The organism is Streptomyces sp. NPDC001933, assembly GCF_042890955.1.
Classification (GTDB): domain Bacteria; phylum Actinomycetota; class Actinomycetes; order Streptomycetales; family Streptomycetaceae; genus Streptomyces.
Genome location: NZ_JBIASS010000003.1, coordinates 125863 through 140066, shown reverse-complemented (window position 1 = coordinate 140066; position 14204 = coordinate 125863). Strand labels below are relative to the sequence as shown.

General features: G+C 70.6%; 12 protein-coding genes. 5 read left to right on the top strand and 7 right to left on the bottom strand.

Going from position 1 to position 14204, the window contains the following annotated elements:
- Together ACFYY7_RS08405 and ACFYY7_RS08400 are read right to left on the bottom strand one after the other, a co-directional pair.
- Nucleotides 1-675 carry a response regulator gene (locus ACFYY7_RS08405; RefSeq protein WP_376308227.1) on the bottom strand — a complete coding sequence of 225 codons (675 nt, stop codon included), beginning with the start codon at nucleotides 673-675 and terminating at the stop codon, nucleotides 1-3.
- Nucleotides 672-2363 (bottom strand): ATP-binding protein, encoded by a 1692-nt coding sequence (locus ACFYY7_RS08400; protein ID WP_388658683.1) that lies wholly within the window; start codon nucleotides 2361-2363, stop codon nucleotides 672-674. Before ACFYY7_RS08400 ends, ACFYY7_RS08405 begins: the two co-directional genes overlap by 4 nt.
- Nucleotides 2364-2531: 168 nt before the next feature.
- On the opposite strand from ACFYY7_RS08400, the gene ACFYY7_RS08395 reads away from it, so the two are divergent.
- From ACFYY7_RS08395 to trxA, 3 genes are all read left to right on the top strand, one after another.
- The gene (locus ACFYY7_RS08395; protein WP_388658680.1) at nucleotides 2532-3890 is read left to right on the top strand and encodes a cation:dicarboxylate symporter family transporter; all 1359 of its coding nucleotides are present in this window, start codon (nucleotides 2532-2534) and stop codon (nucleotides 3888-3890) included.
- Between the two features lie 108 nt (nucleotides 3891-3998).
- Nucleotides 3999-4403: a MerR family transcriptional regulator gene (locus tag ACFYY7_RS08390; protein ID WP_351260055.1), complete on the top strand. Its 405-nt coding sequence runs from the start codon at nucleotides 3999-4001 to the stop codon at nucleotides 4401-4403.
- A 3-nt stretch (nucleotides 4404-4406) separates the two neighbouring features.
- Nucleotides 4407-4748, top strand: a complete 342-nt coding sequence (gene trxA, locus ACFYY7_RS08385) for a thioredoxin (protein ID WP_351260053.1) — start codon at nucleotides 4407-4409, stop codon at nucleotides 4746-4748.
- A 43-nt stretch (nucleotides 4749-4791) separates the two neighbouring features.
- Here trxA and ACFYY7_RS08380 read toward each other — a convergent pair whose 3' ends face one another.
- Both ACFYY7_RS08380 and ACFYY7_RS08375 read right to left on the bottom strand, forming a co-directional pair.
- Nucleotides 4792-5145 carry a beta/gamma crystallin domain-containing protein gene (locus ACFYY7_RS08380; protein ID WP_351260051.1) on the bottom strand — a complete coding sequence of 118 codons (354 nt, stop codon included), beginning with the start codon at nucleotides 5143-5145 and terminating at the stop codon, nucleotides 4792-4794.
- Between the two features lie 249 nt (nucleotides 5146-5394).
- Complete coding sequence (locus tag ACFYY7_RS08375; RefSeq protein WP_388658675.1) at nucleotides 5395-6444, bottom strand: MarR family transcriptional regulator; 1050 nt, start codon at nucleotides 6442-6444, stop codon at nucleotides 5395-5397.
- A gap of 476 nt (nucleotides 6445-6920) precedes the next feature.
- Between ACFYY7_RS08375 and ACFYY7_RS08370 the strand changes: the two genes are divergently transcribed.
- Nucleotides 6921-8153 carry a helix-turn-helix domain-containing protein gene (locus ACFYY7_RS08370; protein WP_388658673.1) on the top strand — a complete coding sequence of 411 codons (1233 nt, stop codon included), beginning with the start codon at nucleotides 6921-6923 and terminating at the stop codon, nucleotides 8151-8153.
- Between the two features lie 94 nt (nucleotides 8154-8247).
- A complete protein-coding gene (locus ACFYY7_RS08365; RefSeq protein ID WP_388658671.1) occupies nucleotides 8248-8478 on the top strand; it encodes a hypothetical protein in 231 nt (76 codons plus the stop codon).
- 124 nt (nucleotides 8479-8602) lie between these two features.
- On the opposite strand, the gene ACFYY7_RS08360 is transcribed toward ACFYY7_RS08365, so the two are convergent.
- The 3 genes from ACFYY7_RS08360 to ACFYY7_RS08350 all read right to left on the bottom strand — a co-directional run bounded on the left by ACFYY7_RS08360 (nucleotide 8603) and on the right by ACFYY7_RS08350 (nucleotide 14038).
- Nucleotides 8603-9826 (bottom strand): hypothetical protein, encoded by a 1224-nt coding sequence (locus ACFYY7_RS08360; protein ID WP_388658668.1) that lies wholly within the window; start codon nucleotides 9824-9826, stop codon nucleotides 8603-8605.
- 317 nt (nucleotides 9827-10143) lie between these two features.
- Complete coding sequence (gene glgB / locus ACFYY7_RS08355; protein WP_388658666.1) at nucleotides 10144-12579, bottom strand: 1,4-alpha-glucan branching enzyme; 2436 nt, start codon at nucleotides 12577-12579, stop codon at nucleotides 10144-10146.
- A gap of 55 nt (nucleotides 12580-12634) precedes the next feature.
- Nucleotides 12635-14038, bottom strand: a complete 1404-nt coding sequence (locus ACFYY7_RS08350; protein ID WP_388658663.1) for a maltokinase — start codon at nucleotides 14036-14038, stop codon at nucleotides 12635-12637.
- Nucleotides 14039-14204: the final 166 nt, after the last annotated feature.

Below are 14204 nucleotides of genomic sequence, written 5' to 3'. Positions count from 1 at the left end.
TCAGCCGTTGCGGGTCACCCACCGGTAGTGCAGCTCCGGGCGCCCGATCTGGCCGTACTGCGGACTGCGCACCGCGCGCCCCACCGTCACCAGATGCTCCAGATATCGGCGCGCGGTGATCCGCGAGATGCCCAGCTCCTCCCCGGCCGCCGCCGCCGTCACCCCGTCCGGGGCGGCCCGCAGGGCGCGGGTGACGGCCTCCAGCGTCGGGCTGCTCAGCCCCTTCGGCAGCCGGGCCGGCTGCGGGGCGCGCAGTACGCCGATCGCCCGGTCCACCTCGTCCTGGCCACTCGCCTCACCGGCCGCCGCCCTGAACTCCGCGTAGCGCACCAGCCGGTCGCGCAGGGTGGCGAAGGTGAACGGCTTCAGCACGTACTGGACGACCCCGAGCGACACCCCCTCCCGGACCACCGCCAGATCGCGCGCCGACGTCACCGCGATGACATCCGCCGAGTGCCCGGCCGCGCGCAGCGAGCGCAGCAGTTGCAGACCGTGCCCGTCGGGCAGGTACAGATCCAGGAGCAGCAGATCGACCGGGGTACGGTCCAGCGCCCGCACCGCCTCCGCCCGCGAATGCGCCACGGCCGCCACCGTGAATCCGGGGACGCGGCCCACGTAAAGCCGGTGGGCGTCGGCGGCTACGGGATCGTCCTCGACGATCAGTACCCGGATCACGCCGTGGCCTCCTTCGTGGTGTGCGCCGTGGGCCCGGCGAAGGCCGGCGGCAGCCGCACGGTGAACCGCGCACCGCCGTCCGCCCCGCCGTCCAGGGTGACCGTGCCGCCGTTGCGGTGCACCGCCTGCTGTACGAGGGCGAGCCCGATGCCCCGGCCCGCTCCATGCGTCGACCAGCCCCGCTCGAACACCTCGGCGGCGTCCGCCGGATCGATCCCGGCCCCGGTGTCGGCGACCCGCAGCAGCAGTTCGCCCTCCCCGGCCAGCGCGGTGACGGTGACCCGGGCGCGGGCGGCCCGCCCGTTCCCCGGTCCTCGCTGGGCGGGCACGGACCCGGTGCCCGGCACACCGGTCACCGCCTCCGACGCCGCGTCCACCGCGTTGTCGATCAGATTGCCGAGGATCGTCACCAGATCCCGGTGCGACAGTGTCGTCGGCAGGTCGCCGTCGTCGATCAGGCTGTCGTCCGCGAGCACCAACTCCACCCCCCGTTCGTTCGCCTGTGCCGCCTTGCCGAGCAGCAGCGCGGCCAGCACCGGCTCGGCCACCGCTCCCACCACCCGGTCGGTGAGGGCCTGGGCCAGTTCCAGCTCGGCGGTGGCGAAGCCCACCGCCTCCTCGGCCCGGCCCAGTTCGATCAGCGAGACGACGGTGTGCAGCCGGTTCGCCGCTTCGTGCGCCTGCGAGCGCAACGCCTGGGTGAACCCCCGCTCGGAATCCAACTCACCGGACAGCGCCTGGAGTTCCGTGTGATCGCGCAGCGTCACGACGGTGCCGCGCCGCTCCCCGCCCACCACCGGACGGGTGTTGACCACGATGACCCGGTCCGCCGTCAGATGCAGTTCGTCGACCCGCTCCTCGGAGGCGAGCAGCGCACCGGTCAGCGGCGCCGGCAGCTCCAGCTCGGCGACCCTGCGCCCCACCGCACCCGGTCCCAGACCGAGCAGCTCCCGGCCCGCGTCGTTGATCAGCGCGATCCGGCGCCGTCCGTCGAGCATCAGCAGCCCCTCGCGCACCGCGTGCAGCGTGGCCTGGTGGTAGTCGTGCATCCGGCTCAGCTCGGCGGCGTTCATCCCGTGCGTGTGCCGACGCAGCCGGGCGTTGATCACATACGTGCCGATGCCGCCGAGCGCGAGCGCCCCGCCCGCCGCCAGGCCCAGCGCCCCGAGCTGCGCCCGCACCTGCGAGGAGACCCGCTCGACCGTGATGCCCGCACTGACCAGCCCGATGATCCGGGAGCCGTCCCGGACCGGGGTGACGACCCGGATCGAGGGGCCGAGCGTGCCGGTGTACGTCTCCGTGAACGTCTCGCCGCGCAGCGCCCGAGCGGTGTGCCCGAGGAACGTCTCACCGATCCGGTCGGCGTCCGGGTGCGTCCAGCGGACCCGCTCCGGGGACATGATCGTGACGAAGGTGATCCCGGTGTCCCTGCGGACCCTCTCCGCGTACGGCTGAAGCACGGCCGAAGGGTCCGGGGTGCCGATCGCCTCCCGTACCGACGGCGAGTCGGCGATCGCCAGCGCGGCCGCCCTGACCTGCCGGGTCGCTGTCTCCTTCGCCTGCGCGCTGCCGGATACGTACGCGAAGAACGCGCATCCCGCCACCACGGCCGCCACCAGCACCACCTGCATGGCGAAGAGCTGACCGGCCAGGCTGCGCGGGCGGGTCCGGGGACGGGGGAGACGCATGGCACCAGTCTGCCTGGCCGAAAACACGTGAACGAAATGCACGCAATGGTGACCGGCATCACAGGGAGCGAGATATTCACCAAGGGTTTTTCCGGCCCGGATCCGCCGGACAGCCCTTGCACCCCCCAGGGACGGGGGAGTGATCCGGACGAGCCGAGGAGAACCCCCGTGGGAGTGGCAGCCGCCAAGCGGGACCGCACGCACTATCTGTATCTGGCCGTGATCGCGGCGGTGGCGCTCGGCATCCTGGTGGGCTTCGTGGCCCCGGGATTCGCCGTCGAGCTCAAGCCGATCGGCACCGGCTTCGTGAACCTGATCAAGATGATGATCTCGCCCATCATCTTCTGCACGATCGTGCTGGGCGTCGGCTCGGTGCGCAAGGCAGCCAAGGTCGGCGCGGTCGGCGGCCTCGCCCTCGGCTACTTCCTGGTGATGTCGACCGTCGCGCTGGCCATCGGTCTGCTCGTCGGCAACCTCCTGGAGCCCGGCCAGGGCCTCCACCTCACCGAAGCCGTACGCGCCGCCGGTGAGAAGCAGGCGGCCGGGGCGAGCGAGTCCACCACCGACTTCCTGCTCGGCATCATCCCGACCACGATCGTTTCCGCCTTCACCGAGGGCGAAGTGCTCCAGACCCTGCTCGTCGCCCTGCTCGCGGGCTTCGCGCTCCAGGCCATGGGCTCGGCCGGCGAGCCGGTGCTGCGCGGCATCGGCCACATCCAGCGCCTCGTCTTCCGCATCCTCGCCATGATCATGTGGGCGGCCCCGGTCGGCGCGTTCGGCGCGATGGCGGCGGTGGTCGGCGAGACCGGCGTGGACGCGCTGAAGTCCCTCGCGATCATCATGATCGGCTTCTACCTCACCTGCGCGATCTTCGTCTTCGTGGTGCTCGGTGCCATCCTGCGGCTGGTCGCCGGGGTCAACCTGATCGCCCTGCTGAAGTACCTGGGCCGCGAGTTCCTGCTGATCCTCTCCACCTCCTCCTCCGAGTCCGCCCTGCCGCGGCTCATCGCGAAGATGGAGCACCTCGGGGTCAGCCGCCCGGTCGTCGGGATCACCGTGCCGACCGGCTACTCCTTCAACCTCGACGGCACCGCGATCTACCTCACGATGTCCTCGCTCTTCATCGCCAACGCGATGGGCGACCCGCTGAGCGCCGGTGAGCAGATCTCGCTGCTGCTCTTCATGATCGTCGCCTCGAAGGGCGCGGCCGGAGTCACCGGCGCGGGCCTGGCCACCCTCGCGGGCGGCCTCCAGTCGCACCGCCCCGGCCTGGTCGACGGCGTCGGCCTGATCGTCGGCATCGACCGCTTCATGAGCGAGGCCCGCGCCATGACGAACTTCGCGGGCAACGCGGTCGCCACCGTCCTGGTCGGCACCTGGACCAAGGAGATCGACAAGGAGCGGGTGGACAAGGTGCTCTCCGGCGCGCTCCCGTGGAACGAGCAGATGCTCAACCAGGACGCCGACGTGCACGGCGTCCCGGAGCCGCGCGACGGCGACGAGCAGCACGCGGTGGCGAAGGCGTAACCACACCGGCACCGGAAACGGGCACCGGAAAGGGGCCGTCGCGGGGACCCCCGCGGCGGCCCCTTCGCGCTTGCCTTGACGTCGGCGTCAAGGTCTACCGTCGAGGACATGCGAATCGGGGAGCTGGCCGAACGGGCCGGGACGACCACGCGGACTCTGCGCTACTACGAGTCCCGCGGACTGCTGCCGGCCCGGCGGGCCGACAACGGCTACCGCGCGTACGACGAGGACGACCTGCGGCTGGTCCAGCAGATCCGGACCCTGCAGGACTTCGGGTTCGAGCTGGAGGAGACCCGGCCGTTCGTCGAGTGCCTGCGCGCCGGCCACCCGGCCGGTGACGCCTGCCCCGCCTCGCTCGCCGTCTACCGGCGCAAGCTCGGCGAGCTCGACTCGCTCATCGAACAGCTCCGGACGGTCCGCGCCGAGGTGGGTGCTCAGCTCGCCAGGGCCGAGCTGGAGGCCGGGGCGGCGCTCCCCGGCGGTCCGGAACCGCGTTGTGAACTGGGAGGATGACAGATGATTCATGCAGAGGGCGTGGCCGAGGTCACCGACGCCACCTTCGACACCGAGGTCCTCGCGGCAGACGGCCCGGTGCTCGTCGAGTTCACCGCCGACTGGTGCGGCCCGTGCCGCCAACTCGCCCCCGTGCTCAGCGCCGTCGCCACCGAGCTGGCCGGCCGCATGGAGGTCGTCCAGCTGGACATCGACACCAGCCCCGGCATCGCGAGCCGGTACGCCGTTCTCGCGGCGCCGACCCTGATGGTGTTCCGGGGCGGCGAACCCGTGAAGTCGATGGTGGGCGCCCGCCCCAGGCGCAAGCTCCTCCAGGAACTGGAAGAGGTCTTCGAGACGGCGTGAGGCGAGCGCGACCGGGACTGCGGAACGTCCCTGGAGGAAATCCCTACAGGATTTCGATGGCAGCGACCTTCGGCACGTTCGAATACTTAATGTTCGACCACCGGGGGATTTTCACCACGTCGCCATTGGCGTCGTAGTACTTCACGTCGTTGTTCCCCGTGGAGATCTGGTCGACCCACCACCCGCCGAAGTCGGTCTTCCCGCGATTCGCATAGCAGTCCACGCTGTCGTGCCCACTGCCGTCGTGCGACCAGATCTTCAGGAAACCCGCGTCCGGGTCGCAGGTCACGTGGTCGATGGCGGAAGCGGTTCCGGCCGGCCCGGCCAGGGTGAACGCGGCGGCTGCGGCAAGCGCCGCGGCCATCGTGCGCACAACGTTCCTCTTTTTCGAGGTCATAGTTTCCCCTTGAATTGAATATGGAACCAGCAGCCCACTTCGGCGACGTGGACATCGGTGCTGAGCAAGCATCGTACGAAGTCGATCACCCATTCAGGAGGGCCTGGAAGGGAAATCACCTGAACGTGAATGCCTGACCGAATGCGCCGGGGTCAAGGGCGATTTCAAACTCTCGTGATCTCGGACCGCCCCAGGCTCAGGCCTGGCGGCCAGTCGTCCGGGCCCGGCTCGGGTGGGTGGTGGCGGCGATCAGGGGGCTCTCATCAGGTCGCGGAGGTTGCCGACCAGTGCGTGGATGTCACGTTCGACGATGGGGTCGGCGGGCCCGGCCGGGGCAGCCCCCGACTCGGGCTCGCGGCAGGTGCGGCAGAGGCCGTCGGGGAGCGCATCGGGCGGGCCGGGTGTGCCGCACTCGGTGCATTCCAGCATCAGACGGCGGACGGGGGTGCCGGGTGCGGCCGGTGTCGGAGTGGTGGGCAGGTGGGGCGGGATCTTGTCGTTGAGGCGGCGGCGTACGAAGCCGATGGGGGAGTCGACCTGGGTGGGGAGGCCGGAGGTGAGGGCGCGGGTGAGGTAGTCGGCGTCCACGCCCCTGGTGAGCCACTCGGCGGCCAGGGATTCCAGAACGGCGCAGTCGGCGGCGGAGAGGGCCAGGCGCGGTTCGATTCGGCCCAGCTGGGCCAGGGCGAGGTACGCGGGCGAGGGGGATGCCGGGGCCGGCTCAGGGTTTCGCTGCTGCGGTACGGCGGGGGCGGGAGCGGGCGAGGTGGGCTTCGCCGGGGGCTCGGCCGGGGGCGCGGGGACCGGGACCGGCAGTTGTGCTTCGGCCCGGGGAGCGGGGACTTCCGCAGGACCCCGGGGCGACAGGGGAACGATCGCCTCCTGGGGTGCTCGGCTGTTCTCGTCGTCCAGAAAGGTGCCCCACCATTCGTTGTCGCGGGCGGTGCGGGACCAGAAGGTCCGGGTGGTCCAGCGGACCTGGCCGCGCACCTCGATCCGGCACCGGGCGTGTCGCAGGTGACCGGCCACTCCCAACGCCCTGAGGGCACTGCCGACGGCCATCTGTCCGTACAGCGGGATGCTCTTGGCGAGCGACTTGATGTCCATGGCCGCGCCGTCGGGCAGATGGTCGACGAACCCGGCGATGTAGCGCTCGCGCTCGGGCAGCAGCATGAAGTCGTCGGCGCGCGGCGGGTGTTGGTCCGGTGTGGATCGCTTGCCGTAACCGGGATTGGCCTTCGCGTACGGGCGCGAGGATGCGGGTGCGCGCAGGGCAGGACTAAGGTTCTCACTAGCCACGGGATCGGTCTCCGTCGATCTTGGGGTGAGACCCCGGCCGGTGCTCTAACACCGCGTCCGGGGTCGCTTGGTCAAGGGAACCGTAAGCAGCCGTGACAGTGCGCCGCAAGCCGGTCCGGATTAGTCGTACTTGCTGGTCGTGACGGGTCGGGGAGGCTAGGGAGGTTTTCCCAACCCCCTTCTTTTGCCTACCGGTTGAAAAAGAGCGCTCGAACCCCGACTCCCGGATCTCGCCCTCCGAATCCCGAAGCTCAAGCCTCGGACCCGGCCCTTTCCTCGTACCCACGAAAGAGTGAGCCAGCCGGTCCCGGAGCTCGAACCCCGACCCTCGAAGCCCGGAACTCGGGTTGCGGACCGCAGGGTGGCGTTGTCTCGGCCGGCGGAGTCGGGAGCGGTCACCACCCGGGCGTGATGCGTCACGGAATGACTTGCTGCTATCGATCCCAACGGACGTACTCTGGAAGAGAGGTGAGCCCATGCCGCTGTCCGAGAACATTCGTAACCTCCGTCGCCGCGTCGGCCTGAGCCAGGAACAGCTCGCCGAGCAGGCGGGCCTTTCCCTGGGTGTCGTTCGGAAGGCTGAGCAAGGCGGAAGTGTGCGGGTCGAGACACTTCACATGCTGGCCAGGGCACTCGGCACCACCACATCCAGCCTCTTCGAGACCGCGGCTCCCGAGCCTGTCCGTGGAGACGAAGGCGACAGCGCCCGCCTCATGGAACTACGCCGCGCGCTCATGCCCCCTGTCGGACTGTCCGGGGTTCTCGCGGAACCTGAGCAGGAAGTCAGCCTGGCTTCCATCCAGCGGGACATCGGCGACTCCCATGCCCTTTACCAAGCCGACCGCTACGACTCCGTCGCGAAGCGCTTGCCGACTATCCTGAGTGCCGCCGAGGCCGCCGTCGTGCTCAGCGACGCGGGGGAATCGCGACAGAGGGCCACCACTGTCAGGGCCAGTGCTTTTCTTCTGACGGGCAAATACCTCACTCAGATCCGGCGCTACGACATGGCTTACCACGCCCTCGCACGGGGCATCAGGGACGCCCGCGAGGCCGGGCAGACTCTCCTCGCCGCCACCGGGGTCGTCGGCATGGGCTGGCTCCTTCTGCGACAGGACAGATTCGACGAAGCTGAGCGCCTGGCCACCGTCACGGCTGTCGAGGTGGAGCCGCGCATGTCCAACGCCTTGCCGGGGCAACTTGCCGTCTGGGGGGAGCTGTGCCAGCGCGTAGCCGCCGCGGCAGTGCGGAACAACCGTCCCGAGGTTGCCAAGGAGGCTCGGCGCATGGTTGCGGCTGCAGCCTCGGCCCTGGATGCCGAACACATGGACTTCCGGGAGCACTGGTCCACCTTCGGGCCTGTCACGGCTGAGATGAAGGCGATCGAAGACCTCTCTCTCATCGGCGATGCCCGCGGAGTGCTCAGCCGGGCCGACGAGGGAGCCCTGAGCCGCAAGGCACTGAAGAGGCTTGGCCGCCCGAGCGCGAACAACTGGGACCGGCACCGTCTCGACGTCGCCGGAGCCCACGCGAAGCTCGGCTCCCATCAGGATGCGATGGACGAGCTGAACGCCATCAGGCGGGCCTCTCCCGAGTGGCTCAGACACCAGCAAATGGCCCGATACATCATGAGCGACATCCTGGCCGGCCGGAAGCGCACGCTCACCGAGGACATGCGCGACATGGCGGTCCATCTGGGTGTCGCCGGGTAACAACTACGAGGCGTGGTACAGCCCGGCGAGCAGTTGCGAGAGTGCCACACTCCGCATCTGGTTCGGTACGCAGCCCGTACGTACCGTCTTCGGCATGGCGAACAACCAGCAGACCGAACCCCGGCTCGGGGCGGTAGTCAAGGACACGAAAGCCGATCGCTTCGGCGTTGTGATGGGGACCATCGGCGGGCTCATCCAGCTCCGCCCGATCAGCGGCGGACTGTCGTGGGACGCCCAGCCGGACAGTATTGAGGTGCTCTCCTCGCGCCAGGAGCTGACCGTTCGCCTCGCCGCCCTCAAAGCCGAATCCAGGCGCGGAGCATGAGCAGTCCCCGAGCCGCCGAGTGCGACGAGCGCTGGGTGTATCGGCCCGAGTGCAAGACTCCCAACTTCCCCTGCAATCCAGGCATCTACGCTACGAGGGGAAGGCCGGTCGCCATCTCGAAAGATCAGGCGACCAGCTGGCCCACCCACTTGAGGCCAGTGGGCAGCTTGTCCTTGGCGCAGCGTCGTTCCACATAGCCGATCAGCTCGTCGACCGCCTGGTCGTGCGTCAGGCCGTTCTGGGTGTCCGAGACGTATTTCGCGGCGGCCTTGGCTCCGGAGACGGACCGGTTCTCGGCACTCGCCTCGTCGTAGCCCGAACCGATGGCACGCAGCAGAGAGGCGTTGCCGGTGAAGACCGTCGCGAGATCGGCGAACGCTGATGCGATCCCTTCTCCCAGCCGGTCCTTGATCGGTCCGGACTGCGCGTCGTCGTCCAGGATCGCGGTGACCGCCGGGCTGTTCTGGTGGGCCTGGCGGAACCTCTGGAGGAACTTGGTGATGAACGGGTTGGTGCGGGCGGGATGGCGGAGCATCTGGAGGTAGCCGAGCTTCACCGCGAGCCTGTCGTCCAGCCTCTTGCCGCCCGCTCGGGTGGGAAGGACCTGCGGGGCCGTGAACCTGGAGCTGTTGTCGATCGCGGTGAGCTGTGCTGTCGGCGCGATGGCTGCCGCCGCCTGGTACAGGAAGTTTCCGAGGTTGACCCTGCTGCCCACTATCCGGTCGTCGTTGCCGAGGAAGGCATCGGCGACCATGGTGCGGCCGGTCTTCCGCAACGCTTCCCCGTCGCCCAGGAACTGCAGCGCCGCATTGGCGTCCATGCCTTGCAGCGTGGCTCCCGGGGCTTTCTCCATGACGAGGAATGCCTGGGCGGAGCTCAGCTGATTCGGAATCTCTTCCGGGGTCCGGCCCACTGCCTGGTTACGCATCAGGAGGTCATGGATCGCTTGCCCCTCGCGCGAGGTGACCGCGTGGCGGACGATCCGGGGCGCCCGGATGTCCATGTGCTCCAGGAACCGATGGGCGTATTCCACATTGCCTGTGGACGGCAGGGGCTTGATCACGACCTCCGCCCCCGGCGGGCCCACGAAGAAGACTCCGTCGGCGCCCTCGCCCGAACGCCGCACCGCTTGCCCGTGCCACGACGAAGGCGCGTCTTCAACGGCGAGCCGCTGGACGGAGAGGTCCGCGGGGGCGGGCACGCGCCGCACGCCCGGCTGCTGTGCCTGTTCGGCCCGGTGGTGGCTGTCGCCGGCGTCGTGCTGGTGCTGTTCCTGGGCCCAGGGGTGGCCGGCTCTGCGGAGCATCTGGACGACGGCGGCGTTCCCGGAGACGGCCTGCAGCGCCATGGGGCCCCTCGGCGGCGCCCCGCCCCCTGCGGGGGTGCGGGCCGCGGTACGGCGGTATTCGGTCCGTGGAGTTCTGTCTTTCTCTCGGGCGTGCACGAAGAGAGGGCCTTTCCCACGAAGGAACAGCAACCCTTCCTGGATACGCGGCGGTTGATCGCGGGGCCAGGGGCCAGAGGGCAGACCGGGGTGGCCCGGACGGGCAACACCCGGCGCGCCGTGCGGCATCGGGGCCCGTCTGGGCCAGGCCGGATCCGGGCGAAGGGCCCTGACGGCCCGCGAGCGGGGGAACGAGGCGGTCGCGGGCCGCGTACCCCGGCTCAGACCGGCCGGAACCAGACCGTCGCCAGCGGCGGCAGCGTCAGCAGGATGCTGCCGGGACGGCCGTGCGCCGCCACCGGTTCGGGCTTCAGCGGTCCGGGGTGGAGTACGTCGCTGCCGCCGTACCGCGAGGCGTCGGTGTTGAGGACCTCCGCCCACGCGACCCGGTCCCCGGGCACGTCCGGGACGCCCACGCGGTAGTCGTGCCGCACCACCGGGGAGAAGTTGCTGACCGCGAGGAGTGGCGAGCCGTGCGCGTCGTAGCGCAGGAAGGCGAAGACGTTGTCCTCGGCGGCGCCCCCGTCCACCCAGTCGAAGCCCTCCGGGACGGTGTCGCGCTGCCAGAGCGCGGGGGTCTCGGCGTACACCGCGTTCAGGTCGCCCACCAGGGTGCGTACGCCCCGGTGGTCGCTCTCCGCCGCGTACGAGGGGTCGAGCAGCCACCAGTCCGGTCCGTGGCCCTCCGACCACTCCGCCCCCTGCGCGAACTCCTGGCCCATGAACAGGAGTTGCTTGCCCGGGTGGGCCCACATGAAGCCGAGGTAGGCCCGGTGGTTGGCGCGCTGCTGCCACCAGTCGCCGGGCATCTTGGAGACCAGCGAACGCTTGCCGTGCACCACCTCGTCGTGCGAGATCGGCAGGACGTAGTTCTCGCTGTACGCGTACACCATCGAGAAGGTCATCTCGTTGTGGTGGTACTTGCGGTGCACCGGCTCCTTCGACACGTACACCAGCGAGTCGTGCATCCAGCCCATGTTCCACTTCAGCCCGAAGCCGAGACCCCCGAATCCGTGGTGGCCGACGTGGTGGGTGGCGCGGGTGACGCCGTCCCAGGCGGTGGACTCCTCGGCGATGGTCACGACACCCGGATTGCGCCGGTAGACGGTGGCGTTCATCTCCTGGAGGAAGGCGACGGCGTCCAGGTTCTCCCGGCCGCCGTGCTCGTTCGGGGACCAGTCGCCGTCCTTGCGCGAGTAGTCGAGGTAGAGCATCGAGGCGACGGCGTCCACCCGCAGCCCGTCGATGTGGAACTCCTCGCACCAGTAAGTGGCGTTGGCCACCAGGAAGTTGCGCACCTCGGTGCGCCCGAAGTCGAACTCCAGCGTGCCCCAGTCGGGATGCGCCGCCCGCGAGGGGTCCGAGTGCTCGTACAGCGGACGGCCGTCGAACTCCGCCAGCGCCCAGTCGTCGCGCGGGAAGTGCGCCGGCACCCAGTCGACGATCACTCCGATCCCGGCCCGGTGCAGGGAGTCGACGAGGAACCGGAAGTCGTCGGGCGTGCCCATGCGCGACGTCGGGGCGTAGAACCCGGTGACCTGGTACCCCCAGGAACCGCCGAAGGGATGCTCGGAGACCGGCATCAGCTCCACATGCGTGAACCCGAGATCCCTTACGTAGGAGGGGAGTTGGGCGGCGAGCTGGCGGTAGGTCAGGCCCGGTCGCCAGGACGGCAGGTGCACCTCGTACACCGAGACCGGCGCCTCGTGCACCGGGACGTCCCCGCGGTGCGCCATCCACTCCTGGTCCCGCCACTGATGGTGCGAGGCCGTCACGATCGAGGCGTTGGCGGGCGGCACCTCGGCGTACCGGGCCATCGGGTCGGCCCGCAGCGTGTGAGAGCCGTCCGGGCGGCAGATGTCGAACTTGTAGAGCGCGCCCTCCCCGATCCCGGGCAGGAACAGCTCCCACACCCCGGTGGATCCGAGCGAGCGCATCGGGAAGCCGGTGCCGTCCCAGTAGTTGAAGTCCCCGACGACCCGCACACCGCGGGCGTTGGGCGCCCACACGGTGAACCGGGTGCCCGCCACCCCCTGGTGCTCCATGGGCTGCGCGCCGAGGGCGGTCCACAGCTCCTCGTGCCGCCCCTCGCCGATCAGATGCAGATCGAGATCGCCGAGCGCGGGCAGGAAGCGGTACGGGTCCTGGATCTCGATCTCGTTGTCGTCGTAGGCGACCAGGAGCCGGTAGTCGGGCAGCGAGGGCATCGGCAGCAGCCCGGAGAAGAAGCCGTCGCCGTCGTCGTGCAGCTGCGCCCGCAGCCCCTTGGCGAGCACGGTCACCGACCGGGCGTACGGGCGCAGCACCCGGAAGGTCACCCCGCCGCGGACCGGGTGGGCGCCGAGCAGGTCGTGCGGGGCGTGGTGCTCACCGGCGAGCAGCCGGCCCCGGTCGGCGTCGTCGAGGGGGTGGGCCTGGCGTACGCCCCGGGCAGCGGTGGTGGTCCGGCGGGGGCGGGGCGATGCGGCGCCGGCCTGCTCGGACGCCGGCTTCTTCTTCCGTCCAGCCGGGGCGGCCGGTTCCGGTGACGGCGGTGACGGCGGTGACGGCGGTGACGCGGGGGCCGCGGGGGACGCCACCGCCTCGGGTGCCGGTGGTTCGGCCCGGGGGGCCTCGGTGGGGGCGGGCGTTCTGCGGGACGGCTTGCGGGCGGTCACGGGGACAGCCTCCTCGGAAGGGGTTGGGGGGAAGAAGGGAGCGCGTGCCCGGCCGTCAGGCGTCGGCGGCGGCCAGGCGGTGAATGGCGGCCATCGGGACCGGCAGCCAGTCGGGCCGGTGCCGTGCCTCGTACAGCACCTCGTACACCGCCTTGTCGGTCTCGTGGGCGCGCAGCAACTCCGGTTCGCCGCGCGGGTCGGCGCCCGAGGCGCGGGCGTACCCCTCGCAGTAGGCGGTCCGGCAGCGGGCCGCCCAGTCGGCGTTCCACGGGCGGTGCGAGCGGGCGGCGTAGTCGAAGGAGCGGAGCATCCCGGCGACGTCGCGCACCGGGAGCTGCGGCCGGCGGCGTTCGGGCAGTGGTTTGGCCGGTTCGCCCTCGAAGTCGATCAGTGACCAGAAACCGTCGGCCGCGCGGAGCGTCTGGCCGAGGTGGAGATCGCCGTGCACCCGCTGGGCCGCCCAGTCGCGCCCCCGGTGCCCGAGTGCGGCCACCGCGTCGAAGGCGGTGCGCAGCCCGGGGACGTACGGCACGAGTTCCGGTACCGCCTGGGCGGCGGCCTCCAGCCGGCGCACCATCGCGGCGGCCAGGTGCTCGGTCTGGGCGCGGTGCAGGGCGGGCGTCGGCAGGGCGGCGGCCAGCGCGGTGTGCACCTCGGCGGTGGCCCGGCCCAGCGCGTGGGCCTCGGCGGTGAAGTCCCGGCCCGCGGCCAGGGCGCGCAGCGCGAGCTGCCAGCCGTCCTGCGCACCGCTCAGGAACGGCTGGAGGACCCCGAGGGTGAGCGGCTTCGCGGCGGTGGCGGCCTCGAACCAGGCGACGGGGGCGGGGACCCGCCCGCAGCCCTCCCGCGCCAGCGCGAGCGGCAGCTCCAGATCGGGGTTGGTGCCCGGGAAGATCCGGCGGAAGATCTTGAGGATGTAGGCGTCGCCGTAGACCAGCGAGGTGTTGGACTGATCGGTTCCGAGCAGCCGCGGTGCGAGCCCCGCCGCGATGGCCGGGCCGCTCCGGTCGAAGCGGAGCGCGCCCAGGGTGCCGGGCGTACGGAATCGTTCCAGCAGAAGTTCGGCCAGGTGCGGATCGTGCAGCGCCTCGTAGACGGTGCGGCCGGTGAGCGGCCCCTCGCTCACCCGGCCGATGAGCGCGGGTGCCAGCCGGGGCGGCAGCATCGCCCGTACGCCGAGCAGCAGTTGGTAGCAGTCGTCCGGCGACTGCGCGGGTGTGGCCGGCTGATGGGCCCGGACCAGCAGATGAAGCAGTCCGATTCCGGTTCCGGCGGCGACGGAACCGGTGCCCACCGGCAGTATCTCGGTCGCAGACACCAGCGAGAACGCGGTGACCGGCCGCCCCTTGCCCGCGAACCACCGCTGCCGGGGCAGCCAGTCGTGCAACAGGGGGGCGAGAGACGGGAGCAGGGCTGGGCTGTCGGCCAGGGCGACCCGAAGGGATGCAGCCTCCGACATGGCATCGCGTCCTTTCCCCGGGCACACCACAGGATGCGAAGAGTGTCCCGGATTGCGGCAATAGCTGTCCGGCTGTGCGGGACGTGTCGGGTCAGGATGGTCCGTACGGACTCGACTCGATGGGATCAAAACGCCAGATGGGGCCCGGAAGGGGCCGTACGTGTGC